Raw genomic sequence first — 24123 nt, forward strand, 5'->3', positions numbered from 1 at the left:
CGATACGCCCGCCGCCCCACCGTGACCCGCAGCCGGGCCGCCGCCCGCTCAGCCGCCCCGCACCGGAGCCGGATGGTCCGGCAGTCCCGCCTTCTCCGCCTCGACCGCGTCTCCCCGTACGAGGGCGGGGATGACCTCGTCCGCCACCGGGCCCTCCTCGCGCCTGCCCGCGGAGCGCACGTAGTAGATGCCCCCGGCCAGCAGCAGCCCGAAGACCCAGGCGAACGGCGCCACGTCCGAGAACGCGGGCACGAGAGCCAGCACCGCGGAGACGACCGCCGACGGCACGAAGGCCACGATCGCCTCCGGGTTGAAGCCGCGCCGGAAGTGGTAGGCACCGCTGCGCTCAGCGCTGAACAGGGCGTCCACATCGATCCTGCCGCGCCGGATCAGGTAGTAGTCGACGAGCAGTACGGCCACCATCGGCCCGAGGAACGCGCCCAGTCCTCCCAGGAAGTACTGGATGATCACAGGCGTGGAGTACAGCTTCCACGGCAGTACGGCGATCGCGAGCAGCGCCGTGACCATGCCGCCGCGCTTGAAGTCCAGGTACTTCGGCAGGAGGTTGGCGAAGTCGTACGCGGGCGATACGAAGTTGGCGACGACGTTGATCCCGATCGTGGCGATCATGAAGGAGACGGCGCCGATCACCGTCACCCACGGATTGTCGATGCGGTGGATGACCTCGACGGGGTCGCTGACCGCGTCACCGAAGACGGAGACGGTGCCCGCGGTCATCAGCACGGCGGCCACGGCGAACGCGGTGAAGTTCACCGGAAGGCCCCACAGGTTGCCGCGCCGGTAGGCCCGGTGGTCGGGCGTGAAGCGTGCGAAGTCCGCGTAGTTGAGCACGAGCGTGAGGAACGTGGTGACCGTCAGCGAGACCGCGACGGCGCTCTCGTGGAACTGCTCGCCCGCGCTCAGCCCCGTCACCGACTTCGTCAGCGAGATGTCGCCGCCCGCCTTCACCAGCAGCCATGCCGCGAGCGCGAGCATCACGACCCACACCACGGGACCCGTGGCGATGTCCTGGACCTTGCGTATGAACTCCATGCCGCGGGTGAGCAGTACGGCCTGCGCTCCCCACATCACCAGGAACGAGATCCAGCCCAGCCTCGTCTGCCCGAGCAGGCCGCCGGTGTCGAGGCTCTCCAGACCGGGCGAGATCTGGAGGGCGAGCAGGACCAGCGCCTTGGAGGCGAGCCAGGTCTGGATGCCGTACCAGGCCACGGCCATCATCGCCCGCAGCAGCGCGGGGATGTTGGCGCCGTAGACACCCCAGCTGGCGCGGGCGAGCACCGGGAAGGGGACGCCCGTGCGGTGCCCGGCGTGGCCCATCCTGTTCATCAGCCACTGGAGGACGCAGACGCCGGCGAGGAGGGCGAGGAAGACCTCCCAGGGCGGCAGCCCCAGCACGAACAGGCTTGCCGCGAAGGCGTAGTTGCTGATCGCGTGGGTGTCCGACATCCACAGCGCGAAGATGGAGTACGCGCCCCATCTGCGTTCCGCGGCGGGTGCGAGGTCCGCGTTGTACAGGCGGGGGTCCGGGGAGGGCGAGGGGGGATTCGTCACGTGCATGCCTTCCGTCGATCCGGCACTCCGGTGGGCGGAAACACAATTCCGCCCGACCGGTTCCGGCCGAACCCTACGGTCCACGAGGTGTGTTGCGACATCGTTGCGACGCCATTGCCGCGAGATCAGCCGGAACGCGGAAGGTGCCTGCTCAGCGGCCATGACGTGATGCTCTTGGGCCGCGGCGGGGCGAAGCTGCGCACCTTGCTGGTGGTCAGGCCCAGCCCCACCACCGCCTCGGCGAAGCCGACGGCCGCGGCGACTCCGTCGACGACGGGCACGCCGAGTTCAGCCTCGACGCGCTCCCGCAGCCCGGCCATGCCGCCGCAGCCCAGGCAGATCACCTCCGCCCGGTCCTCCTCCACGGCGGCCCGCGCCTGGGTCACGATCTCCCGCACGGTCCGCTCCGTGTCCTCCTCCAGCTCCAGCACGCCGAGGCCGGTTCCCCGCACGGAGGCGCAGCGCTGAAGCAGGCCGGCCGTCAGCAGCCGGTCCTCGATCTGCGGTACGGCACGGTCGAGGGTCGTGACGACCGCGTAGGAGTGTCCGAGCATCATCGCCATCTGCGCGGCGCACTCGGTGATGTCGAAGACGGGCACGTCGAGCAGTTCCTGCGCGGCCTCCCGGCCCGGTTCGCCGAAGCCCGCCATCACCAGCGCGTCGAACGGGTCCTGGAAGGTGGCGAGCCGGTCGAGTACGGCGGCGGCGCTCAACTGCCCCTCGAAATGGCCCTCGATCGACTCCGGTCCCCACAGGGGCTCGGCGGCGGTGATCCGCGTACCGGGGCGGGCGCTCTCCTCCGCCAGCGCCCTGATCGCCGCGGTCATGGAGGCGGTGGTGTTCGGATTGAGTACGAGGATGCGCACGGCCGCTCCAGACATCGGATGACGGGGGGGACGACGGGGACGGATGACCTGACGGTTGACCTGGCGGTGAAGGCAGAGGCTACCCGCGGCCTCCGCCCGCCGGTCCCCCGCTCCCCGTCTCTCTCCCCCCCCCCCCCCCGCTCCGGCTCCCGTCTCCGGAGGCGGCCCGCCACCCGCGGCCCTATCGTCGAAGACATGCACCGCGGTGAGCCTCGCTACGACATCCGTCTGCAACCGCAGACCGCCGACTTCGAGGGCCACCCCGAGCACGGCCCGGTACTGCGGGTGATCACCGTACGGGCGACGGGCGCAGCCGGTGAGAGCGGCTATCCCCGCTACGCGGGCGAAGGGGTGGAGGCGGACGTCGATCCGCGCACCCGCACCGTCGAGGCGATCACGGTCGACGGCGAGGAACTGCCGTACGGGTGGGTGGCGTTGATCGCCGAGGAGAGCGGAAGAGCGGAAGCGGGCTGACCCACGCGCCCGGTCCGCCCCGGGTCCGCCCCGGGCGGGTCAGGTCCCGGCGACGACCGGACCGGTCGACGGACACCCGCGAAGGACGTGAGGGAACCGGGCCGGTCCGCACGGCCCCGCACCGTAACTGCCGCCCGCACCGCGCCTGCCGCACCGCAGCCAGCACCACACGCGCCACACCTGCCGCGGCTAGTGCCCCGCCCGGTCGGCCCGCACCCGCACCTGTTCCGCCAGCCTGTCCAGGCTCTCGTCGAGTGCGAGGGTCACCTCGTGGTCGGGCGGCGCCTGCCCCTCGTCGAAGAAGGACAGGTGCACCGTGACCGCGCTCGCGCCGCTGCCGATCCCCTCCACCCGCAGCCAGCCCGCGTAGCGCCCGCCGTCCCTGGTGCCCCACTCCAGACGGAGCTGGTCCCGCCGCGCGCGCAGCAGCACGGGGCTGTCCCTGCCGGTCTCGTCGTCGTGCATGGTGACGGCGGGCGGTTCCTCGCGCTGTACGTGCAGCTCCCGCGGAATCCACGTCTCGATCTGGTCCACGTCGGCGGCCTGGGCGAATACCTCCTCGGGAAGGGCCGCCACCGTGCGGGAACGCTCGTGTTCACTCATCGGCTCCAGGTTCCCGCCCCGTACGGGACAAAACAGACAGCGGACGGCGCGGACCCGGTACCGACCCGGCGCGCAACGGCACGACCGCGCGCCGTACCGGCCCGCAGCCCGGCTGCGGAACGCCGTCAGGACGCCCGCACCCCCGCGAGGGTCAGCTCCGCGATCCGCTGCGCGGCGTCCGCATGGAAGAGCGCGCGGCCCCCTTCGACATACCCCTCGCGCACCGGCCCGTGCCGGACGGCTTCCTCCAGCGTCGCCGTCAACTCCCCGTCGTCGCGGGCGAGTCCGGCCGCACCGGCCTCGGCCATGGCCCGCACCCCCTCGGCGCCATGACCGGGAAGCGGCCGGTAGCCGATCACCGGGAGCCCGGCGGCGAGCGCCTGCGCTGCGGTCTGCCCGGCCGCGTTGTCGACGAGCGCGTCCGCGGACGCCATCAGTCCCGCCATGTCCTGGACCCACCCCAGCGCGAGCGTCCCGGGCAGCCGCCCCGCCCGCCGCCGCAGCCGCTCGTCCCTGCCGCACAGCAGCACGGGACAGAACTCGCGCTCCGCCAACTGAAGTGCCGTACGCCGCAGTTGGGAACCGACCCCCCACGCCCCCGCGGAGAGCAGCACCACCGGCAGCCCCGGCGCCACCCGCTCGAACCCGGCGCGCCACCGCCCGGCGGCGGCCGCCCCCGCCGCCGCGGCACTCCCCCGCGCGAACCGCTCCGGCACGACGGGCCCGCTCGCCTCCGCCACGGCGCCCGTGGCGGCCCCCGCCGCACGGGCCGCGGCCTCGGTCACGCACAGATACACGTCGTTGCCCGGGTGGAGCCAGCCGCGGTGCACCGCGAAGTCGACGACCGTCACGACGCTCGGCACCCGCAGCACACCGCGCTCGCGCAGCCTCCCCGTGACCTGCGCCGAGAGATGGAAGGTGGAGATCACGGCATCGGGCCGCCATCCGTCGACGACGCGCATCAGCGGACGCTCCGCGAGCGCCGCCAGCGGCGCGCTGCCCGGCCTCGGCACGGCCACGCCGTCCGGCGGCGCCGGCGGCCCGCCCGGTGCTCCGGGCCCGGGCGCGAGAAAGGCGGCGTAGATCCATGCGTACAGCCGCGGTACGTGACGGACGGCCGCACGGTAGCCCGCACGCAGCCCGAGCCCTACCCCCGAGGGGAGCAGCGTCAGCACATCCTCGACGCGGGCCTCGTGGCCACGCGCGCGCAGCCGCTCGGCGAGTTCGCCCGCGACGGCGTCGTGCCCCGCGCCCATGCTCGCGCTCAGCAGCAGAAACCGTTGCCGCACAGTGCCCCACCAGGTTCGATGATCGACGCCGGACGTCCGAACCGGCAGCCCGTACAAGATGGCTGGGTGCCGCGCCGTGCCCCCGCGAACCGGGCCCGATCGAGTGGTCCGGGCTGCTGCGCGCGGAAACCCCCACAGGCGGCCCGGGCCGATAGCCAGCATTCTGAGAGTCCTGCTCCTGATCACCCGGAGGGTGTCATGTTCGAGGGTTCCGGCCGGCTCGTGGCGCACGGCACGCAGCGCCCGGTGGCGCTCATCACCGGCGCCTCGTCGGGCATCGGGACGGCGGTCGCCGAGCAGCTCGCCACGGAGGGCAGCTGGCGCCTGCTGCTGAACGGACGGGACGAGGACCGGCTCGGCGACGTAGCGGTCCGCACCCGGGGCACGGCTCTGCCCGCCGACGTCACCGATCCGGAGGCCCGAGCCCGCCTCGCCCGGGAGGCCGTCGCGCACGGCGGACGCGTCGACGCCCTGGTCGCGGGCGCCGGCATCGGCTGGGCGGGCCCCTTCACGGCACAGCCCGTCGAGTCCATCGACCGGCTGCTGGCGGTCAACCTCGCCGCCGTGGTGCACCTGGTGCGGCTGCTGCTGCCCGGCATGGTCGCCCGCCGCAGGGGCCGCATCGTGCTGATCGGCTCGATGGCGGGAAGCGTGGGCGTGCGCGACGAGGCCGTGTACTCGGCGACCAAGGGCGGTCTGCTGGCCTTCGCGGACAGCCTGCGGTACGAGCTGGCGTCCACGGGCGTACGGGTGTCGATCGTGATGCCGGGCGCCGTGGACACCCCCTTCTTCGGGCGCCGCGGCGTCCCGTACCACCGCACGAGACCCCGGCCCGTACCGCCCGCGCAGGTGGCGGAGGCGGTGCGCAGGGCGCTGGTATACGGGCGGCCCGACGCCTACGTACCGGGCTGGCTCGGCATGCCCGCACGGCTGCACGGAGCCGCGCCCGGTGTCTTCCGCTCCCTCGCTCAGCGCTTCGGTTAGGGGTCGCTGCAACGTGTGGCTGTTGGTGCTGTCCGTCGTACTCGCCCTGTTCGGGGCCCTCGCCAATGCCGCGGCGTCGGTGCTCCAGCGGCGTGCGGCGGCGACGGAGCGGGTCGCCCCCAGCGGCCGGCGCTTCTCCTGGCTGACCCACCTCCTGCACCGCCCGGTGTGGATGTGGGGCTCGGCGATGCTGATCTTCTCCGGGATCTTCCAGGCGGGGGCGCTGGCCACCGGGCCGCTGGCGGTCGTGCAGCCGGTGATGGCGACGGAGCTGCTGTTCACGCTGGTCGTGGGGAGCGTCTTCTTCCACCGCCGCCCGGACGCCCGTGCGTGGCGGGCGTTCCTGACGATGGTGACGGGGCTGGCCGTCTTCCTCGTCCTCATCGACCCGTCCGTGGGCACGACGCGGGTGCCGGTCGGGCGGTGGCTGGCGGCGGGCGCCGTCCTGCTGACCATCGTGATCCTGCTGATCGTTCTCGCTACACGGCTGCCGTCCTCGCCGCGCGCGACGGTGCTGGGGGCGGCGACGTCCTTCGGCTTCTCCGCCACGGCGGCCCTGATGAAGGACGCCGTGGCCCGCCTGTCCGACGGGCTGGTCGCACTGTTCACGGCCTGGCAGACCTACGCGGTCGGCGTGGTGGGCCTGGGCAGCTTCCTGCTTCTCCAGATGGCGCTGCGCGCGGGAACGCTAGTGGCCTCCCAGCCGGCGCTCACCCTGGGCGACTCGCTGATGAGCCTCGTGCTGGGCGCGGTCCTCTTCGACGAGCAGCTGCGGCTCGGAATCCTGGTCGTGCCGGAGCTTGGGGCGCTGGCACTCGTGGGCGCCGGCAGCCTCCAACTGGCCAGGACGCCGGAGGTCTCGGGCGACGAGCAGGGAGAAGTGTGGTGAGCGCGGTCGCCGCCCGTGACGGGCAACGAGCCGCCCGTGACGGCTTGCTGTGGGCGGGCGCCACCGCCCTCACGGCGGCGGCCTGGCACATCGTTCCGGCGGCGAGCTGGCTGCCCGGCGTGCGCAGGGTGCTCAGCCCGGGTCTGGACGGCCGGGGCGATCCCGGTCATGTGGCGCTCACCTTCGACGACGGGCCGGACCCGCTGAGCACCCCGTACTTCCTGGAGGAGCTGGAACGGCTGGAGGCACGCGCCACCTTCTTCGTGCTCGGCAACCGTCTGGAGCGGTTCCCGCAGCTGGGGCGGCGCATCGTCGACGAAGGGCACGAACTGGCCGTCCACGGCTGGCGGCACGAACGGTTCTGGCGCCCGAGGCCCCGCGGCGACCTGCGCGATCTGGCGCGGGCGACGGATTCGGTGCACCGCGTCGCCGGTACGAGGCCCCGCTGGTACCGGCCGCCCTACGGCGTGCTGACCGCGACCCGGCTGGAGGCGGCACGGCGGCTGGGCCTGCGCCCTGTGCTGTGGACCGCGTGGGGCCGTGACTGGACGGCGAAGGCCGACGCGGACAGCGTCCTGGCCGAACTGGCGAAACGGATGGGCGGCGGCGCGACGGTACTGCTGCACGACTCCGATCACGCCTGCGCGCCCGGCGCATGGCACTCGGGGCTGGAGGCGCTGCCGCACCTGGTGATGCGGTGCAGGGCCGAGGGGTGGACGGTGGGGCCGCTCGCGGAGCACGGACTGCTGGCCGGGCCTGCGGCCCTCCGGCCGTCCTGACGCGCGAAGCCGCCCGCCGTACGGGAGGGTCCGTACGGCGGGCGGCGGCGGAACGGGCGGCCGGGCGGCAGCTGCCGGTCTGGCGGCGGCCGGCTGCCGGCGAGCGGCGGCCTGCGGGCAACGGTCAACAGGCCTGCCCGCGGCGCCCGTTCAGCAGATCCGGGGCAGCTGCTCGCCCACGGGCAGGTCCACCACGCGTGTGCCCCCGAGACCGGTGCGCGCGACCACCATGCCGGGATGCGGCTCCACGCACTCGCCGATCACTGCGGCCTCCGCGCCCAGCGGATGGTCCCGCATGGCCGCGAGCACCGCCTCGGCGTGCTCACGCGGGACGAAGGCGACGAGCTTGCCCTCGTTCGCGACGTACATCGGGTCGAGGCCCAGCACCGCGCAGGCGTTGGCCACGGGCTCCGGCACCGGCACCGCCCGCTCGTTCACGACGACCCCGACGGCCGCCGCCACCGCGATCTCGTTGAGCGCCGCGGCGAGCCCGCCCCGTGTCGGGTCGCGCAGCACGTGCAGATCCGGGGTGACGGCCAGCATCGACTCGACGAGTCCGCCGAGAGCAGCGCAGTCGCTCTCGATCTCCACGCCGAACTCCAGCCCGTCGCGGACGCTCATCACGGCCACGCCGTGCGCGCCGATCGCGCCGCTGACGATGACGACGTCGCCCGGTGCGGCGCGCTGCGGCCGGATGTCGACGCCGTCGGGGATCAGCCCGATGCCCGCGGTGTTGAGGTAGAGCCCGTCGCCGTGCCCGGACTCCACCACCTTGGTGTCGCCGGTGGCCACCTCGACGCCCGCCGTACGGGCCGCGGCGCCGAGCGCCTCCGCCACCCGCGAGACCAGCGGCACCTCGACGCCCTCCTCCAGGATGAATCCGCAGGAGAGATACGCGGCGCGCGCGCCGCTCATGGCCAGGTCGTTGACGGTGCCGTTGACGGCGAGGTCGCCGATGCTGCCGCCGGGGAAGAACAGCGGCCGCACGACGAAGGAGTCGGTGGAGAAGGCCAGCCGCGTACCGCCGAGCGTGACGGCCGCGGAGTCCGGCATCCCGGCGAGCAGGTCGCCGCCGAAGGCGGGCGCGAAGATGTGCTGTACGAGTTCGGAGGAGAGCGCTCCCCCGCCGCCGTGCCCCATCACCACCCGCGGCTGGTCGCGCAGCGGCGCGGGACAGGTCCAGCCGGAGAAGTCGGGTTCGGCGGTCTCGGTGCCCGGCTCGGCCAGGCCGGTGGTCTCAGACAACGGGGCTTCCCTCCAACGGTGCGGATTCGGGCCGGGATTCACGTCCGGGGCCCGGCTCTGCCGAGGACCCGCGCCCGGCCCCGGATCGGGCGGCCTCGGATCGAGCGGCCTCGGATCGGGCGGTCTCGGAATCGGCGATCTCGGCCCGTGACGGGCCCGCCGGTGCGGCGGCGGACGCCGCCGGCCCGGGCGCCATGGCCTGCCCGGGCGCCGTGGCCGTGCCGTCCCCGCTGCGGGGCGCCGCGACGGCGGTACCGGCCGCCCCGGCGCCGCGCTCCAGCCGGCGGTACAGGTAGTACGCGGCGCACGCCCCCTCGCTGGAGACCATCGTCGCGCCCAGCGGTGTGCGGGGAGTGCACGCGGTGCCGAACGCCTCGCACTCGTGCGGCTTGAGCAGCCCTTGCAGCACCTCGCCGCTGCGGCACTCCTCGGGCTCGCGAGTGTCGATGCCGCTCACCGAGAAGCGGTGCTCGGCGTCGAACTCCCGGTAGCGCGACGCGAGTCGCCATCCGCTGCGGGGGATCACGCCGATGCCCCGCCAGGCCCTGTCGGTGACCTCGAAGATGTCGGCGAGCATCGCCCTGGCCGCCGGGTTGCCCTCGGGCGGCACGACCCGCGCGTAGGCGTTCTCGACGGTGTGCTCGCCGCGCTCCAGCTGCCGCACGGTGCGGCGTACGCCCTCCAGCACGTCCAGCGGCTCGAAGCCCGTCACCACGATCGGCACCCTGAACCGCTCGGCCAGCGCCGGGTATTCACCGGTGCCCATCACGCTGCACACATGTCCCGCGGCGAGGAAGCCCTGCACCCGGCAGGACTCGGAGCGCATGATCGCCTCGATGGCCGGGGGCACGAGCACGTGCGACACGAGCAGGCTGAAGTTGCGGATGCCGAGCCTGCGCGCCTGGTGCACGGTCATCGCGTTCGGCGGCGCGGTCGTCTCGAACCCGATGCCGAAGAAGACCACTTCGCGTTCCGGGTTCTCCTGCGCGATGCGCAGCGCGTCCAGCGGCGAGTAGACGACACGCACGTCACCGCCCTCACCGCGCACCTGGTACAGGTCGCGGCCGGTGCCGGGCACGCGCAGCATGTCGCCGTAGCTACAGAAGATCACCTCCGGGCGGGACGCGATCTCCAGGGCCTTGTCGATGACCTCCAGCGGCGTGACACAGACCGGGCACCCCGGTCCGTGGATCAACTCCACTTCGTCCGGCAGGAGTTGGTCGATCCCGTGCCGGATGATGGAGTGGGTCTGGCCGCCGCAGACCTCCATCAGCGCCCAGGGGCGGGTGACGTTCGCGTGGATGTCGTCCACCAGTCTCCGTGCCAACTCCGGGTCCTGGAACTCGTCGATGTACTTCATTTCGCCGCCTCCTGCGCAGCAAGCTCCCAGGGGTCGCCGAACTCCTCCTCCAGCAGCCCGAGTTCTTCGAACAGCGCGAGCGTCTGCCTCGCGGACTCCTCGTCCAGCCGCTGAAGCGCGAAGCCGACGTGGACGATGGCGTACTCCCCGGCCTTCAGGTCCGGCAGGTACTCGCAGCACACTTCCTTCGCCACGCCGCCGAAATCGACGGTGGCCATGCGGGTGCCGTCCCGCTCCTTGATCTCCAGCACCTTGCCGGGTACCGCCAGGCACATGGTGTCTCTCCTCGCTCCTCGGGTGGGTCTGCTCGTGAGGCGCTCGCCGACTCGCCTCGGTGCGGATCAGCGGACGGCGCCGGTACGGCCGTTCGCGGCCGTACCGGCGCCGTCCACGCCCGCGTCGGCCCCGGACCGGGCCGCGATCATCAACTGGCCCAGTGCCAGCCCCCCGTCGTTGGGCGGTACGAGGCGATGGCGCAGCACGGTGAAGCCGTCCTCCCGCAGGCGTCGCGCACAGGCCGCCGACAGCAGCGAGTTGGCGAACACGCCGCCGCTGAGCGCGACCGTTCCGAGCCGGTGCCGTTCCCGCGCGGTACGGCAGACGCGCAGCACCAGCCCCGCCACGGACCGGTGGAAGCGCGCCGCAATCGCCCCGGCGGGCACACCTGCCCGTACGTCAGCCGCGATGCCCGCCAGCACCGGCGCCGGGTCGCAGGCCAGCGCCTCCCCCGCGGTCGTACGCAGCGTGAACGCCCAGTCCCTGCCGCCCGGTTCGCCGTCGCACCGCCCACCCCCGGCTCCCGCTTCCCAACCCACCGCGGCCGCCTCGAACTCCATCGCTGCCTGCGCCTCGTATCCGGCGTGGTGGCACACGCCCGCGAGCGACGCCGCCGCGTCGAAGAGCCGTCCCATGCTGGAGGTCGGCACACAGCCCAGCCCGCGCTCCAACTGCACGGCCAGCGCCTTGAGTTCGTCGTCGGGACAGGCGGCCGTGCAGGGCAGTGCGGCGTCCCACGGCAGGCCCGCCGCACGCAGGTGGGCGAGCGCCATCCGGTACGGGCGCCGCACCGCCGCGTCACCGCCGGGCAGCGGCACCGGGCTGAGATGGGCCAGCCGCCGGTAGCCGTCGTAGTCGGCGAGCAGGAACTCCCCGCCCCACACGCTTCCGTCGTCCCCGTATCCCGTCCCGTCGAAGGCGACCCCGATGACGGGTTCGCCGCCGTCCAGCCCGTGCTCCGCCATCACCGAGGCGACATGGGCGTGATGGTGCTGTACGCGGTGCAACGGCCGCCCGTCCGCGTTGCGTCGGGCCCAGCCCACGGAGCGGTAACCGGGATGCCGGTCCGCGGCGAGCAGCGAGGGGCGGACTCCCGTGATGCCGGTCAGCTGCCGCACCGCACCGTCGAAGGCCGTGAGCGTGGCCAGGTCGTCCATGTCGCCGACGTGCGCCGAGAGCCAGGCGTGATGGCCCTCGCCGACGCAGAAGGTGTTCTTCAAGTCGCCGCCCACGGCGAGCGCCGCCGTCACGGGCCTCGGCAGATTGACGGGGAACGGGGCGTGGCCGCGGGAGCGCCGCACCGGCAGCTGCTCCCCGTCCGTGACCCTCACCACCGAGTCGTCGCAGGGCACTTGGATCGGCCGGTCGTGCATCAGCCAGGCGTCGGCGAGCGGTGCGAGCCGCTCAAGGGCGTCCTCGTCGGACGTGACGATCGGCTCGCCGCCGAGGTTGCCGCTGGTCATCACGAGCAGCCGCGGACCGGGAGGGTCGCCGGGGAGGCCGAGCAGCAGATGGTGCAGCGGCGTGTACGGCAGCATCACGCCCAAGTCCGCACTGCGCGGGGCCACTTCGGGGGCGACCGCGAGACCGCCGGGCCCGGCGGGCGCCTCCGGGTCCGTACGCCTGCGCAGCAGCACGATCGGCCGGCGGCCGCCGCTGAGCAGACCGCGCGCGACGGAGTCGAGGCACACCAGCCGCTCCACGTCCTCCAGTCGGCGTGCCATGAGCGCGAACGGCTTGTCCCCGCGGCACTTGCGCCGGCGCAGCAGCCGCACGGCATCGGAGTTCGAGGCGTCGCAGGCCAGGTGGTAGCCGCCGAGGCCCTTGACGGCCACGACCGCGCCCTCGGCGAGCAACCGCCGTGCGGCGGCGACGGGTTCACCGTCCGCGGCCCCGCCGCCCGGCACGTGCAGCCGCAGCCGCGGACCGCAGTCGTGACAGGAGACGGGCTGCGCGTGGAAGCGCCGGTCCCTCGGGTCCGCGTACTCGTGCGCGCACCGCTCGCACATCGGGAAGCGCTCCATGGTGGTGTGGGCGCGGTCGTAGGGAAGCCCGGTGACGATGGTGAACCGGGGCCCGCAGTGCGTGCATGTGATGAAGGGGTGCCGGTGGCGCCGGTCGGCCGGATCGCTCATCTCCGCGAGGCAGTCCGCGCAGGTCGCGGTGTCGGGCGCGACGAGGGTACGGGCCGTACCGCCGCTGCCACGGGACTCCGCGATGCTGAAACCGCGCTCCCCTGCCGGGTCCATCGGCTCGTGCGTCACCGACTGGACCACGGCCAGCGGCGGGGCGTCCGTACTGATGCGGCCGCAGAACGCCGCGAGCGCGCCGGTCCCGCCCTCGACCTCGGCGACGACGCCGTCGCCGGTGTTGGCGACGTGGCCGGAGAGTCCGAGCTCCCCGGCGAGCGCGTAGACGAAGGGCCGGAAGCCCACGCCCTGTACCACTCCGCGGACGGTCACCTTCCGGCGCTCGGCCCCGGGGGCGGCCTCCGCGCTGCCGCGTTCACCGTCCGGACCCGCCGCCTCCGCCGCCCCCGTGAGGGCAGCGGTCGCGGTGCCGTGCTGCGGGTTCACGAGTGGCTGCGTACCGGCACACCGGCGGCCGGGGCATGCGCGTGCGTATCGGGGTGCGGGTGCTGGTGCGGGTGCGAATGCGTGCCGGCATCCGGGAGCGTACGGACATGTGTGTGCCCGTACGCCGTGCCCGCGTCCGCCCCGGCACCCGAGCCGGAACCGGAGCCCGCGCCCGTGCGGGCCATGACCGGCCGGTGCACGGCGCCGCCGCCCGCGACGTCCAGCGCCCGCTCCAGCACGATGCCCACGCCGGCGCCCCGCCGTGCCGAGGTGACCACCACCTCCACCCCCGGGTTGATCTGGCGGACGTTGGCCCGGAAGGCTTCCTCGTCGAACCCCACGGCCTCCGCGATGTCGTCCTTCGTGACCACCACCAGCTGCGCCAGCCCGAACGCCGTGGGGTACTTCAGCGGCTTGTCCTCGCCCTCCGTCACCGACGCGAGGACGACCCGCAGCGACTCCCCCAGGTCGTACGAGGCCGGGCAGACGAGGTTGCCGACGTTCTCGACGAACAGCAGCCGCGTGCCGTCGGGCAGCCAGCCCTCCAGCTGTGCCGCGAGCATGTCGGCCTCCAGGTGGCACAGCCCGTCGGTCAGCACCTGCTTGACGGGCACACCGGCACGCGCGAGGCGCTCCGCGTCGTGCTCCGTGGCGAGGTCCGCCGTCAGAGCCGCCACCGGCACCCCGCGCGAGGCGGCGAGGGCGAGCTCGGCTTCGAGCAGTTCCGTCTTCCCGCTGCCCGGACTGGAGAGCAGATTGACGACCGTGGTCCCGCGGGCGGCCAGTTCGGTGCGCAGAGCACCGGCGCGCTCGTCGTTCTTCACGAGCACCGTCTGCTGTAGATCGACGACTCGGCACATACGTCTCAGCTCTCCTCGGCGAGTACGGGCGCGGGGTGGGTGTTGCGGCCGGCCGGGTCGCCGTCCGCGTGGCGGAGGCCGGTGACCTGGAGCTCGCGCCCCGCCACCAGCTCGGTCCTGCCGCCTTCGCACTGGGGGCAGCACAGCTGCGGCGGCATGCCCGTGGCCCACTCCGCTCCGCAGGGGGCACAGCGGGCACGGCCCGGCACGAAGTCGATGAGGAGCACGGCACCTTCGAGCGGGGTGCCGGCGCAGGCGAGCTGGAAGCAGAAGCGCAGTGAGTCGGCCACCACACCGGCGAGTTCACCGAGCCGCAGCCGTACGGCGGTCACCTTTCCGTGCCCCTCCGCAGCGGGGGTCTCCGTCACCTGCTCCACCATCGCGACCGCGATGGACATCTCGTGCATCTGATCCCTCCGCTTCGCGGTTCATTACAGGCCCGGCCCCCGAGGGGGCTTCCCTGACACGCCGCCCTCCGCGGGCAAGGTGATCCGTTCGGCTCACGTGCCCCGGCGCGCTTACGTTGTGGCGTATCTACGTATATGTCAGATTTTTCAGCGGCATTGCTCTGAGAGCTGTACGGGCGGTCGGCGACGGTGCGAAGGGATCGGTCCCATGGGCGACGAGGCGGCAACGACCACGACGGCAGCGGCACCGGAGGTCATCGACGAGATCCACATCCTCTGGACCTCCGAGGGCATGAGCTGTGACGGCGACACGGTCTCGGTGACCGCGGCGTCGCTGCCCAGCCTCGAGGACGTGGTGCTCGGCGCGATCCCCGGCCTTCCGAAGGTCCACCTGCACAACAAGGTCCTGGCGTACGAGACCGGCGAGGACTTCGTCTCGGCCTTCCGCAAGGCGGCCGACGGCGAACTGGGTCCGTTCATCCTCGTCGTCGAGGGCTCCATCCCGAACGAGAACATCAACGGCGACGGCTACTGGACGTCCATGGGCAACGACCCGGACACCGGGGAGCCGATCACTCTCAACACCTGGCTGGACCGGCTCGCCCCGCACGCCTGGGCCGTCGTCGCCGCCGGCACCTGCGCTACGTACGGCGGCATCCACGCCATGGCGGGCAATCCGACCGGCTGCATGGGGCTGGTGGACTATCTCGGCCCGGAGTACCGCACCAGGGCGGGCCTGCCGGTCGTCAACGTGCCGGGCTGTCCCGTACAGCCGGACAACTTCATGGAGACGCTGCTGTGGGTGCTGCACCAGGCGGCGGGGCTCGCACCGACCATCCCGCTGGACGAGCAGCTGCGGCCCACCTGGCTGTTCGGCAAGACCGTCCACGAGGGCTGTGACCGCGGCTCGTACTACGAGCAGGGCGACTTCGCCAAGGACTACAACTCCCCCAAGTGCCTTGTGAAGATCGGCTGTTGGGGCCCGGTCGTCAACTGCAACGTCACCAAGCGGGGCTGGATGGACGGCATCGGCGGCTGCCCCAACGTGGGCGGCATCTGCATCGGCTGCACCATGCCGGGCTTCCCCGACAAGTTCATGCCGTTCATGGACGAGCCTCCCGGCGGCTCGCTCTCCTCGACGCTGGTGAGTCTCTACGGACCGTTCATCCGCAGCATGCGGTCGATCACCAACCGGTCGGTGGACCGGGAACCGAAGTGGCGGCACAACGAGCCCGCCCTCACCTCCGGCTACCAGCCCCGCTGGACCGGCCGCGAATAGTCAGCGAAGCGACCTGCGAGAGGAACGAGAAGTGGCGACCGCCCAGCAGTCCACCCGGAAGCCCGGCAGCGGGGAACGCGAACTGACCGACGTGGCCTTCGATCCCATCACGCGGATCGTCGGCAACCTCGGCATCTACACGAAGATCGACTTCCCCGGCCGGGAGGTGGCGGAGTGCCGCAGCACCTCGTCGATCTTCCGCGGCTACAGCGTCTTCATGAAGGGCAAGGACCCGCGGGACTCGCACTTCATCACCAGCCGCATCTGCGGGATCTGCGGCGACAACCACGCCACGTGCTCCGTCTACGCGCAGAACATGGCGTACGGCGTGAAGCCGCCGCCGCTCGCCGACTGGATCATCAACCTCGGCGAGGCGGCCGAGTTCATGTTCGACCACACGATCTTCCAGGACAACATGGTCTTCGTCGACTACTGCGAGCGCATGGTCAGGGAGACCAACCCGAGCGTCCTGGAGCGTGCCGAGCGCACCCCCGCGCCGCGCGCCGGGTCGCACGGCCACCGCACGATCGCCGACATCATGCGCTCCTTCAACCCGTTCGAGGGCGAGACGTACAAGCAGGCGCTGGTGATGAGCCGGCTGACCCGCGAGATGTGCTGTCTGATGGAGGGCCGCCACGTCCACCCGTCGACGATCTACCCGGGCGGCGTCGGCACGGTCGCCACCCCGCAGCTGTTCACCGACTACCTGGTGCGGCTGATGCGGTGCATGGACTTCATCAAGCGCGCGGTCGCCATGAACGACGACGTCTTCGACTTCTTCTACGAGGCGCTGCCCGGCTACGAGGAGGTCGGCCGCAGACGCACGCTGCTTGCCTGTTGGGGCTGCTTCCAGGACCCCGACGTCGTCGACTACGACTACCGGACGATGAACACGTGGGGGAACTCGATGTTCGTGACCCCCGGCATCGTCGTCGACAACGAGCTGGTGACCACCGACCTCGTCGACATCAACCTCGGCATGCGCATCCTGCTCGGCAGCAGCTACTACGAGGACTGGACCTCCGAGGAGACGTACGTCGACCGCGATCCGCTGGGCAACCCCGTCGACAGGCGCCACCCCTGGAACCAGACGACCCTGCCGCAGCCGCAGAAGCGCGACCTGGACGGCGGCAAGTACAGCTGGGTCATGAGCCCCCGCTGGTTCGACAAGCGCACGGGCGACCACCTGGCTCTCGACACCGGCGGCGGCCCCATCGCACGGCTGTGGGCGACGGCGCTGGCCGGCAAGGTGAGCACCCCGTATGTGCGCTCCAACGGGCGCAGCGTCCAGATCGACCTCCCGAAGACCCCGATGACGCCCGAGACACGGCTGGAGTGGAAGCCGCCGGCCTTCCCCAACACCCTGGAGCGCAACCGCGCGCGGATGTACTTCGTCGCGTACGCCGCGGGCATGGCGCTGTACTTCGTGGACCGCGCGCTCGCCGAGGTGCGCGCCGGACGCACCAAGGTCTTCGAGGACTTCAAGGTCCCCGACGAGGCCATCGGCGTCGGCTTCCACGAGGCGGTGCGCGGTGTGCTCTCCCACCACCTCGTCATCCGCGACGGCAAGATCGCCAACTACCACCCGTATCCGCCGACTCCGTGGAACGCCAGCCCGCGCGACCACTTCGGCACTCCCGGCCCGTACGAGGACGCCGTGCAGGGCATGCCGATCTTCGAGGAGAACACCCCGGAGAACTTCAAGGGCATCGACATCATGCGCACCGTCCGCAGCTTCGACCCGTGCCTGCCGTGCGGCGTGCACATGTACCTCGGCGACGGGCGGACCGTGCGCGAGAGCCACTCGCCCACCTTCGGCGCGCACGCGTAAGGGCGCCGGTGATGACATGGACCGAGCGCGAGGCGCGTGAACACGTCGCCCGCACCGAGGAGTTGCTGTCCGGGCTGACCGCCGTGGCCGACACCGCGGCACGCGACCGCGCACTGGACGCGCTCCAGGCACTGGCCGAGATGTACGGCGAGTGCCTGGCCCGCGTGATGGGCAGCGTGGACGAGGCCGCCCGGTCGGCACTCGCGGACGACGAACTGGTCGGCCATCTGCTTCTCGTGCACGAACTCCACCCCGAGACGGCCGGGCAGCGGGTGCGCCGCGCGCTGGAGGACGTACTGGGCGTGACGGTGGTCTCGGCCGACGAGTCGGCGGTGCGGGTGCGGATCGCCCCGCAGGGCTGCGGCTCCCCGCCGGCGGAGCAGCTGGCGCGGACCGTAAGGGACGCGGTGGCCCGGGCCGCGCCCGAGGTGCCGCGGGTGGAGACGGAGGAGGCCGCGCCGGAACCGTCGGTGATCCCGGTGGACTCGCTTTTCCGAAAGGACGGCTTCCAGGGGGCGGCAGCACAGCCCGCCGGAAAGCGGTGACGCCCGTGACGCCCGCGGACCGCGTGAACGCGGCGAGCGGCACGGGGACCGGCACGGCGACCGGTACGGCAAGCGATACGGCAGGCAATGCGGCCGAAAACGCAGGCGGGGCGGCGGCCGAGGCGGCACCCGGCGTGCCCGGCGGCCCGCTCCGCGCGCTGCTGCACCGCCCGCACTCGACGGGGCCCGCGCCGGGTGCCGGTGCTGCGGCCGCCGCTGAACCCGCCGAGCGCTGCGACCTGTGTGCCGCGCCGGTCCAGGACGGCCACCGTCACATGCTCGACGTACAGCGCAGCGAGGTGCTGTGCACGTGCGGACCGTGCGCGCTCCTCTTCGCGCACAGCACGGCGGGCGGCCGGACCTACAAGCTGCTGCCCGGGCGCAGGGCCGAACTGCCGGGCTTCCGCATCGACCCGATGGTCTGGGCCCGGCTCGGCGTGCCCGTGGACCTGGCCTTCTTCGTACGGGACGGGGCGACCGGGGAGGTACGGGTGGGGTATCCGAGCCCGCTCGGCGTGGCCCGTTCGGCCGTCGGTCCGGAGGTCTGGGAAGAGGTCGTACGGGGGTACCCGGAGCCGGTGGAACTCGCGGACGACGTGGAGGCGCTCCTGGTGCACCGCACGGAGGGACCGGACGGTTCCGCGCACGCCCGCGGGCGGCACTGGATCGTCCCGCTCGACGACTGCTACCGGCTCGCCGCCCTGGTCCGCACCCACTGGCGGGGGCTGTCCGGCGGCCCCGAGGTGCGCGAGCACATCGACGCGTTCTTCGCGGGACTCGCCGGAACGTCCCGCACGGCAGACGAACCGAGGAGTCAGCATGTCTGAGATCAAGCTCGGCAAACCCCACGTGAGGCTCGACAAGGCGGCCCACGTGTGCGGTGTACGGCAGGGCAACCACGAAGGCTCGTACAAGCGGCAGCCCGGACACCGTCCGGACGACACCTCCACGTCCCGCAGGTCGACGGGCGTCAGCGCGAAGGCGAAGAACCCCATCGCGCCCGGCATGCCGAACCTCTCCCCCGCGTGAGCGCGCAGACCATGCCCGGCGCCGGTGCAGGGACCGGCGCCGGGCCGCGTACGGACCTCCCCGATCTGGACTTCGCCGTCAACGGCGCCCGCGCGGTGCGTGACGCGGCCGTGCCGACGCTGGCCTTCCGGCTGGCGGTGAGCCGCACCGGCGGCGGCAGGGTCCGCTCGGTCTCCCTCGTCACGGACGTACGGATCGCGGTCGCGCACCGCGGATACGAGCGTGCCGACCGGCTCGTTATGGCCCGCCTCTTCGGCCAGCCGGAACAGTGGGCGACGAGCATGCGCCCTCTGACATGGGCCCGGGTCAGCACGGTCGTGCCGGCCTTCGACGAGCAGACCGAGACGGACCTGCCGGTGCCGTGCAGCCGCGACATGGACCTCGCCGTCACCTCCTACTTCCACGGCGTGCGGGACGGCGAGGTCCCGCTGGACTTCCTCTTCAGCGGGACCGTCTTCCACGACGGGCCCGACGGGCGGCTGCGCACCGCGCAGATCTCCTGGTCCAAGGACGCCGCCTGGCGGCTGCCCGCCGAGCTGTGGCACGAGGCGACCGGCCGCTACGACCGCGGCACGAGCTGGCTGCCGCTCTCCTCCGGCACGTACGGCAGGCTCACGGCACACAGGGACCGGCACGCGCTGACCGGATGGGACGAGACGGTCGCGGACCTGCTCGCCCGCGCCGGGACCGGGACCGGCGCCGGGACCGGGACCGACGGAATCACCGGTACCGCCGCAGGCACCGATGAGACCACCGGCACCGCCGCGGGAGGTGCGGCGTGGACTCCGTAGAGAAGATCGCCCGTGCGTGCCTGTACGAGGGGTACCTGCTGTGGCCGTACCGCAGGGGTGCCCTGAAGAACGCCCGGCGCTGGACCTTCGGCGGGGTCTATCCGCAGCGCTGTGCCGGGGTGCTGGGCGAGCCCTCGCGCATGCGCGCCGAGGTGCTGCTGCGCGGCGGGCCGGCGGCGAGGCTGACGGTGCACGTGCGGTTCCTGCACGTCGTGGACCGCCAGGTGTACCGCAACGGGCCGACCGGTCCCGTACCCGTCGACGAGCTGCGCGTCGAGGGCCACAGCCATCTGACGTGGCAGGAGGCGACCGAGCGGCGCTGGATCTGCCCTCCGTGGTCGCCGCGGCGCGGTCCGCGCACCACGACCGTCGACATCGCGGCGGGCGCCGACCGTGAGGCGCTGCGCGCGGAGTCCGGCAGCGTCGCGGGCACGCTGGTACGGAGCTGGCAGCGGCTGACGGGGAGCGTCCGGCTGACGTCCGTGCCCGTCACGGACACCGTGATGCGGGTGACAGCGGACATCGAGAACACCTCGCCGTGCCCGGTGCCGGCGGACGGTGGGCCGGGCGCGCGTGACGCGGCGGCGCCGTACGCCTTCGTCTCGACGCACGTCGTGCTGCACACCGAGACCGGCGACTTCGTGTCGCTGACCGACCCGCCGGAGGAGCTGCGGGAGGCCGCGGCGGCCTGCGAGAACGTCGGCGTGTGGCCCGTGCTGGTGTCGGAGGACCCGCAGGCCGGGGTGCGCAGCCCGCACTACTCGTCGGAGGTGCTCTGCTCGCCGATCACGCTCTACGACTATCCGGCCGTCGCCCCCGAGTCCCCGGGCGACCTGTTCGACGGGGGCGAGATCGACCAGCTGCTGATCCTCAGCGTCCTCAGCCTGACCCCGCGCGAGCAGGAGGAGGCGCGGGCCAGCGACCCGCGGGCCCGGGAGATCCTGGACCGCTGCGCGTCCCTGGAACCCGAGGAGATGGCGGCGCTGCACGGCACGATCCGCGCATTCGGGCCGGTGGCGGAGATGCGATGAGCACGGGCGAGGGGCTGAGCGCCGAAGGGCCGAGGGACGAAGGGCCGGGAGGCGAAGGGCCGATGGTGGACGGGCCGATGGGCGACGGGAGCACGCAGCAGGAGCGGTCGGTGGTCGCCGGGGGCGCACGGATCGGCCGCGGCAGCCGGGTGCGGCTGCGTCCCGGGCGGTCCGCGGACGTTCTCGATCTGGCGCTCACGGGACGCACGGCGGAGGTCGCCGCCGTCGAGGAGGACCTGGAGGGCCGGGTACAGGTGGTGGTCACGGTCGACGGGGACGAGGGGCGGGACTTCCGCACGGGCCTGGGCCACCGGTTCTTCTTCACTCCCGAAGAGGTGGAGCCCGTCGGGGAGGGCCCGTCCGGGCCCCGCATCCTCGTGGCAGGCATCGGGAACATGTTCATGGCCGACGACGCCTTCGGGCCGGAGGTGGTCGCGGCCATGCGCGGCCGCAGCCTCCCGGAGGGCGTGCACATCGCCGACTTCGGGATCCGCGGCATGGACCTCGCCTACCGGCTGCTGGACGGTTACGACGTGGCCGTACTCGTCGACGCGGCGCCGCGCGGCAAGGAGCCCGGCACGCTCCAGCTCATCGACCCGGGGCCGCTGCCCGCCGCGCCCCCCGGACCCGCGGAGCGCGTACTGCCGCAGGCGCACGGCATGGACCCGGTGCAGGTGCTGGCGCTCGCGCGGCACCTCGGCGAGGGGACCGGAGCGCCGCAGCCGCTGCCGCGCGTGCTCGTACTGGGCTGTGAACCGTCCGTACGGATGCGGGGCGACGAGCCGGACGTGGTGGTCGGGCTGAGCGGGCCGGTACGGGAAGCGGTGGCGCGGGCCGCGGACATGCTGGAGTCCCTCACCGGCGAGCTGCTGTGCGACCCGCAACGCGACCTGAGCAGCCCCGCCCTGCGATAGCGAGGGGCGGGACGGCGCCGCGGCGGGCCTCGCAGGCGGAACCCGAGGCGGAACCGGAGGCGGGGAAGGAGGTGAGGCACATGAGGAAAGGGATCTTCGTCCCGGCGGTCGCGGTACGCGTCGCCGTCGGTGCCGTGGTCGTCATGGCGGCTGCGATGGCCGCGGTCAGCGCTCCGGACGCGGTGCGCTACTTCAAGATGAAGACGATGTAGGAGCGGGGTGCCGGGGGCGGCCCGTCACCTCTCGCGGGAGTGCACGGTGAACAGGCCGCCCTCGGGGTCGAAGAGGCCCGCGGAGCGCCCGAAGGGATTGTCCGCGGGGCTCGTGGCGATGGCGCCGCCCGCCGCCACCGCCGTCTTCGCGGCGTCGTCGACGTCGTCCACGGAGAACGAGGTGTTCCAGCGGGGGCGGATGTGCGGGTCGGGCGCCGATTCGATCGCGCCGCCGCGGATGGTGGCCACGGTCCGGCCGTCGACCCGCACGATCACCGCCTCGTACTGGTAGTCCACCTCGCAACGTCCGGTGTCGGACGCCCAGTCGAAGACCTCCGCGTAGAAGATGGCCGCCGCGAACGCGTCCCTTGTGCGCAGCTCCAGCCGTGCCGGCAGGTCGCGGGTCGCGGCGTCCCAGCTGGAGAGCACCGCGCCCTCCCAGAACCCGAACGTCGCCCCGGCGAGGTCCGCCGCGAGTGCGGTACGGCCCTCGCCCATGCGGATCGGGCCGACGGCCACGGTGGCGCTCCGCTCGCGTACGCGGGCCGCCGTGGTGTTCGCGTCCGGCACGGCGAAGAACGGGGTCCACTGCACGGCCACGCCCATCGTGCGGGCGATGGCGCCCAGTCCGGCCACGGGCACCCCCTCCGCGTAGGCGACGCTGAACTCCTCGCCGATGCTGCCCGGCCGGAAGGACCAGCCCAGCACCTCTCCGTAGAAGCGCTGGGCGCTCTCCAGATCGCCGGTCGCCAGGCTCACCCAGCAGGGCGCGCCGTCGACCGGGGGCGCCTCTTGGGCCATGCCCGTTCTCCTCGCCGTACCGGCCGCGAACCCGATCAGCGGCCCAGAGCCTTCTGGAGCTGGCGCTTGTTCATCGAGGAGCGGCCCTCGATGCCGCGCTGCCGGGCCTCGTTGTAGAGCTGGTCGCGGGTGGGGCCGCCCTGGGGGCCCATGCCCCTGCCGGAGCGGGTGCCGCCGCGGGCCGCGGCCGACTTGCCCCTGGTGGACGTGCGGCTGGCACGGTCCGCCTCGCCCGTACGGGCACGCTCCTTGTTGACCGTTCGGGAGGCGATCTCCTCGGCGCGGCCCTTGGAGGCTCCGCGCTGCTCGGCGCCTTGCTTGATGTGCTCGTACTGCCGCTCACGCTTGGCGTTCGAACCAGCAGGCATGACTCCTCCTGTTTCGCGTTTCGCGTTGGAATCAGTGCCCCGGTTACCCCCCGGCCCGGGTTGCTAACAACTGCACGCGAAACGGATCGGACGCTCCAGGCGTGGTTCAGACGTGCTCCAGGCGTGCTCGGGGGCGCGCTCCGGGCGCCGCGAGGAGGCGGGCGGCGGGTCAGGGCTTGCGCGCGACGGCGCCGTAGCAGGCCGCCTCGGCGTCGGTGACCTGGGTGAGGTCGTGCTCGGGGTCGGGACGCCAGCGGTGGGTGACGGTGACGCCCGGGTCGAGCAGCTCCCAGCCGTCGAAGAAGCGCGTGAACTCCTCGCGCGTACGCGCCTGTACGGGAGTGCCCGCCGCCTCGTAGGCCTTGAGGGCACGCGCCAGACCCGCGGAGTCGAAGTCCGGCGTGACGTGGCTGACCGTGAGGGTGCTGCCCGGGGGCAGAGCGTCCTTGAGGCGCTCGACGACGGCGTGCGCGGTGCGGTCGCCGGGCACGAAGTGCAGGAGCGCTATGAGGCTGAGGGCGACGGGGCGGCTCATGTCGAGGGTGGCGCGCACCTCCGGGGAGGCCAGCAGCGCCTCGGGGTCCCGGGCGTCGCACTGGGAGTAGGCGGTGCGGCCCTCGGGGCTGCTGCGCAGCAGGGCGTGTGCGTGGGTGAGGACGATCGGGTCGTTGTCGGTGTAGACGACGCGGGCGTCGGGCGCGGTCCGCTGGGCGATCTCGTGCAGGTTGGGCGAGGTGGGGATGCCGGTGCCGACGTCGAGGAACTGCCGCATTCCCAGCTGTGCCAGATGCCGCACGGAGCGGTGCATGAACTGCCGGTTGGCCCGTGCGGCCACCAGCACCTGCGGGAATGCGGCCATGGCCTTGCCGGCGCTCTCGCGGTCGGCGGGGAAGTTGGTCGTGCCGCCGAGGAAGTAGTCGTACATCCTCGCCGAATGGGCCCTGTCCAGCTCCAGGTCCAGATCCACTGCGCCTTCGTCGACGGCCACAGGTTTCCGCCTTTCTCCCGTTTCCTCGCCACCTGCCCGTGCCAGGCAGCTATCGTGCGCCACTCGGGCGAAATTGCCCAGGGCACATGGGAGTTGAGGGCAGGACCGGCCACACGGTGGCGCGAAGACGCCTGTCAGGACGCCTCGGAAGGCG

The 24123-nt window shown here is 72.8% G+C and carries 25 protein-coding genes and 1 pseudogene; 13 read left to right on the plus strand and 13 right to left on the minus strand.

Annotated features, from left to right (window positions below):
* Positions 1-48: 48 nt before the first annotated feature.
* Entirely contained in the window at positions 49-1572 is a 1524-nt protein-coding gene (locus tag HCC61_RS22300; RefSeq protein WP_346777325.1) for an NCS1 family nucleobase:cation symporter-1, read from the minus strand.
* A 125-nt stretch (positions 1573-1697) separates the two neighbouring features.
* Positions 1698-2438, minus strand: a complete 741-nt coding sequence (locus HCC61_RS22305; RefSeq protein WP_169138153.1) for an aspartate/glutamate racemase family protein — start codon at positions 2436-2438, stop codon at positions 1698-1700.
* A gap of 195 nt (positions 2439-2633) precedes the next feature.
* Here HCC61_RS22305 and HCC61_RS22310 point away from each other — a divergent pair, with 195 nt between their 5' ends.
* Positions 2634-2912: a hypothetical protein gene (locus HCC61_RS22310; protein ID WP_169138016.1), complete on the plus strand. Its 279-nt coding sequence runs from the start codon at positions 2634-2636 to the stop codon at positions 2910-2912.
* A gap of 189 nt (positions 2913-3101) precedes the next feature.
* On the opposite strand, the gene HCC61_RS22315 is transcribed toward HCC61_RS22310, so the two are convergent.
* Together HCC61_RS22315 and HCC61_RS22320 are read right to left on the minus strand one after the other, a co-directional pair.
* Positions 3102-3515, minus strand: coding sequence for an SRPBCC family protein (locus tag HCC61_RS22315; RefSeq protein WP_169138018.1), 414 nt, complete (start codon positions 3513-3515; stop codon positions 3102-3104).
* 125 nt (positions 3516-3640) lie between these two features.
* Positions 3641-4804 (minus strand): galactosyldiacylglycerol synthase, encoded by a 1164-nt coding sequence (locus tag HCC61_RS22320; protein ID WP_346777326.1) that lies wholly within the window; start codon positions 4802-4804, stop codon positions 3641-3643.
* Between the two features lie 198 nt (positions 4805-5002).
* Between HCC61_RS22320 and HCC61_RS22325 the strand changes: the two genes are divergently transcribed.
* From HCC61_RS22325 to HCC61_RS22335, 3 genes are read left to right on the plus strand one after another with little or no spacing between them, the layout of a single operon-like run.
* Positions 5003-5788 carry an SDR family NAD(P)-dependent oxidoreductase gene (locus tag HCC61_RS22325; protein ID WP_240969170.1) on the plus strand — a complete coding sequence of 262 codons (786 nt, stop codon included), beginning with the start codon at positions 5003-5005 and terminating at the stop codon, positions 5786-5788.
* Positions 5789-5807: 19 nt separating this feature from the next.
* On the plus strand, positions 5808-6677 hold the full coding sequence (locus HCC61_RS22330) for a DMT family transporter (RefSeq protein WP_169138157.1): 870 nt from the start codon (positions 5808-5810) through the stop codon (positions 6675-6677).
* A gap of 44 nt (positions 6678-6721) precedes the next feature.
* Entirely contained in the window at positions 6722-7456 is a 735-nt protein-coding gene (locus tag HCC61_RS22335) for a polysaccharide deacetylase family protein (protein ID WP_169138159.1), read from the plus strand.
* Positions 7457-7606: 150 nt separating this feature from the next.
* Here HCC61_RS22335 and hypE read toward each other — a convergent pair whose 3' ends face one another.
* The 6 genes and pseudogenes from hypE to HCC61_RS22365 all read right to left on the minus strand — a co-directional run bounded on the left by hypE (position 7607) and on the right by HCC61_RS22365 (position 14180).
* Positions 7607-8683, minus strand: a complete 1077-nt coding sequence (gene hypE, locus HCC61_RS22340) for a hydrogenase expression/formation protein HypE (RefSeq protein WP_277349085.1) — start codon at positions 8681-8683, stop codon at positions 7607-7609.
* Between the two features lie 292 nt (positions 8684-8975).
* Positions 8976-10061: pseudogene (gene hypD / locus HCC61_RS22345) on the minus strand (hydrogenase formation protein HypD); the annotation flags it as partial.
* Complete coding sequence (locus tag HCC61_RS22350; protein ID WP_169138022.1) at positions 10058-10336, minus strand: HypC/HybG/HupF family hydrogenase formation chaperone; 279 nt, start codon at positions 10334-10336, stop codon at positions 10058-10060. The pseudogene hypD and the gene HCC61_RS22350, both read right to left, overlap by 4 nt.
* A 66-nt stretch (positions 10337-10402) precedes the next feature.
* Entirely contained in the window at positions 10403-12799 is a 2397-nt protein-coding gene (gene hypF, locus HCC61_RS22355; RefSeq protein WP_346777336.1) for a carbamoyltransferase HypF, read from the minus strand.
* Between the two features lie 110 nt (positions 12800-12909).
* On the minus strand, positions 12910-13773 hold the full coding sequence (gene hypB / locus HCC61_RS22360) for a hydrogenase nickel incorporation protein HypB (RefSeq protein ID WP_169138026.1): 864 nt from the start codon (positions 13771-13773) through the stop codon (positions 12910-12912).
* A 5-nt stretch (positions 13774-13778) separates the two neighbouring features.
* Positions 13779-14180, minus strand: a complete 402-nt coding sequence (locus HCC61_RS22365) for a hydrogenase maturation nickel metallochaperone HypA (RefSeq protein ID WP_169138028.1) — start codon at positions 14178-14180, stop codon at positions 13779-13781.
* Positions 14181-14388: 208 nt separating this feature from the next.
* Here HCC61_RS22365 and HCC61_RS22370 point away from each other — a divergent pair, with 208 nt between their 5' ends.
* From HCC61_RS22370 to HCC61_RS31305, 9 genes are all read left to right on the plus strand, one after another.
* On the plus strand, positions 14389-15459 hold the full coding sequence (locus tag HCC61_RS22370) for a hydrogenase expression protein HypE (RefSeq protein ID WP_169138030.1): 1071 nt from the start codon (positions 14389-14391) through the stop codon (positions 15457-15459).
* 31 nt (positions 15460-15490) lie between these two features.
* Positions 15491-17290 carry a nickel-dependent hydrogenase large subunit gene (locus tag HCC61_RS22375; RefSeq protein WP_169138032.1) on the plus strand — a complete coding sequence of 600 codons (1800 nt, stop codon included), beginning with the start codon at positions 15491-15493 and terminating at the stop codon, positions 17288-17290.
* 11 nt (positions 17291-17301) lie between these two features.
* Positions 17302-17835, plus strand: coding sequence for a nitrogen fixation protein NifU (locus tag HCC61_RS22380; RefSeq protein WP_169138034.1), 534 nt, complete (start codon positions 17302-17304; stop codon positions 17833-17835).
* Positions 17836-17840: 5 nt separating this feature from the next.
* Complete coding sequence (locus HCC61_RS22385) at positions 17841-18662, plus strand: DUF5947 family protein (protein ID WP_346777327.1); 822 nt, start codon at positions 17841-17843, stop codon at positions 18660-18662.
* Positions 18655-18864: a hypothetical protein gene (locus HCC61_RS22390; protein ID WP_169138036.1), complete on the plus strand. Its 210-nt coding sequence runs from the start codon at positions 18655-18657 to the stop codon at positions 18862-18864. The genes HCC61_RS22385 and HCC61_RS22390 overlap by 8 nt, the downstream gene beginning before the upstream one ends.
* Positions 18861-19655, plus strand: a complete 795-nt coding sequence (locus tag HCC61_RS22395; protein ID WP_206322835.1) for a DUF6084 family protein — start codon at positions 18861-18863, stop codon at positions 19653-19655. The genes HCC61_RS22390 and HCC61_RS22395 overlap by 4 nt, the downstream gene beginning before the upstream one ends.
* Positions 19643-20686 (plus strand): hypothetical protein, encoded by a 1044-nt coding sequence (locus tag HCC61_RS22400; RefSeq protein WP_169138038.1) that lies wholly within the window; start codon positions 19643-19645, stop codon positions 20684-20686. The genes HCC61_RS22395 and HCC61_RS22400 overlap by 13 nt, the downstream gene beginning before the upstream one ends.
* A complete protein-coding gene (locus tag HCC61_RS31555; RefSeq protein WP_346777328.1) occupies positions 20683-21600 on the plus strand; it encodes a hydrogenase maturation protease in 918 nt (305 codons plus the stop codon). The genes HCC61_RS22400 and HCC61_RS31555 overlap by 4 nt, the downstream gene beginning before the upstream one ends.
* An 80-nt stretch (positions 21601-21680) precedes the next feature.
* Positions 21681-21812 (plus strand): hypothetical protein, encoded by a 132-nt coding sequence (locus HCC61_RS31305; protein ID WP_277349078.1) that lies wholly within the window; start codon positions 21681-21683, stop codon positions 21810-21812.
* A 24-nt stretch (positions 21813-21836) separates the two neighbouring features.
* Here the strand turns inward: HCC61_RS31305 and HCC61_RS22410 are convergent, their stop codons facing one another.
* The 3 genes from HCC61_RS22410 to HCC61_RS30880 form a co-directional block, all read right to left on the minus strand.
* Positions 21837-22613: a VOC family protein gene (locus HCC61_RS22410; RefSeq protein WP_169138040.1), complete on the minus strand. Its 777-nt coding sequence runs from the start codon at positions 22611-22613 to the stop codon at positions 21837-21839.
* Positions 22614-22648: 35 nt separating this feature from the next.
* Positions 22649-22981 carry a plasmid stabilization protein gene (locus HCC61_RS22415; protein WP_169138042.1) on the minus strand — a complete coding sequence of 111 codons (333 nt, stop codon included), beginning with the start codon at positions 22979-22981 and terminating at the stop codon, positions 22649-22651.
* A gap of 169 nt (positions 22982-23150) precedes the next feature.
* On the minus strand, positions 23151-23969 hold the full coding sequence (locus HCC61_RS30880; protein ID WP_346777329.1) for an SAM-dependent methyltransferase: 819 nt from the start codon (positions 23967-23969) through the stop codon (positions 23151-23153).
* Positions 23970-24123 lie beyond the last annotated feature (154 nt).

Origin of the sequence: Streptomyces sp. HNM0575, from assembly GCF_012726265.1 — a bacterium.
Taxonomy (GTDB): Bacteria; Actinomycetota; Actinomycetes; order Streptomycetales; family Streptomycetaceae; genus Streptomyces.

Coding starts and splice junctions, on each gene's coding strand:
- HCC61_RS31305 (WP_277349078.1), top strand. CDS start 21,681: ATGAGGAAAGGGATCTTCGTCCCGGCGGTCGCGGTACGCGTCGCCGTC.
- HCC61_RS22390 (WP_169138036.1), top strand. CDS start 18,655: ATGTCTGAGATCAAGCTCGGCAAACCCCACGTGAGGCTCGACAAGGCG.
- HCC61_RS22410 (WP_169138040.1), bottom strand. CDS start 22,613: ATGGCCCAAGAGGCGCCCCCGGTCGACGGCGCGCCCTGCTGGGTGAGC.
- HCC61_RS22325 (WP_240969170.1), top strand. CDS start 5,003: ATGTTCGAGGGTTCCGGCCGGCTCGTGGCGCACGGCACGCAGCGCCCG.
- HCC61_RS22365 (WP_169138028.1), bottom strand. CDS start 14,180: ATGCACGAGATGTCCATCGCGGTCGCGATGGTGGAGCAGGTGACGGAG.
- HCC61_RS22415 (WP_169138042.1), bottom strand. CDS start 22,981: ATGCCTGCTGGTTCGAACGCCAAGCGTGAGCGGCAGTACGAGCACATC.
- HCC61_RS22315 (WP_169138018.1), bottom strand. CDS start 3,515: ATGAGTGAACACGAGCGTTCCCGCACGGTGGCGGCCCTTCCCGAGGAG.
- HCC61_RS22380 (WP_169138034.1), top strand. CDS start 17,302: ATGACATGGACCGAGCGCGAGGCGCGTGAACACGTCGCCCGCACCGAG.
- HCC61_RS22310 (WP_169138016.1), top strand. CDS start 2,634: ATGCACCGCGGTGAGCCTCGCTACGACATCCGTCTGCAACCGCAGACC.
- HCC61_RS31555 (WP_346777328.1), top strand. CDS start 20,683: ATGAGCACGGGCGAGGGGCTGAGCGCCGAAGGGCCGAGGGACGAAGGG.
- HCC61_RS22370 (WP_169138030.1), top strand. CDS start 14,389: ATGGGCGACGAGGCGGCAACGACCACGACGGCAGCGGCACCGGAGGTC.
- HCC61_RS22350 (WP_169138022.1), bottom strand. CDS start 10,336: ATGTGCCTGGCGGTACCCGGCAAGGTGCTGGAGATCAAGGAGCGGGAC.
- hypB (WP_169138026.1), bottom strand. CDS start 13,773: ATGTGCCGAGTCGTCGATCTACAGCAGACGGTGCTCGTGAAGAACGAC.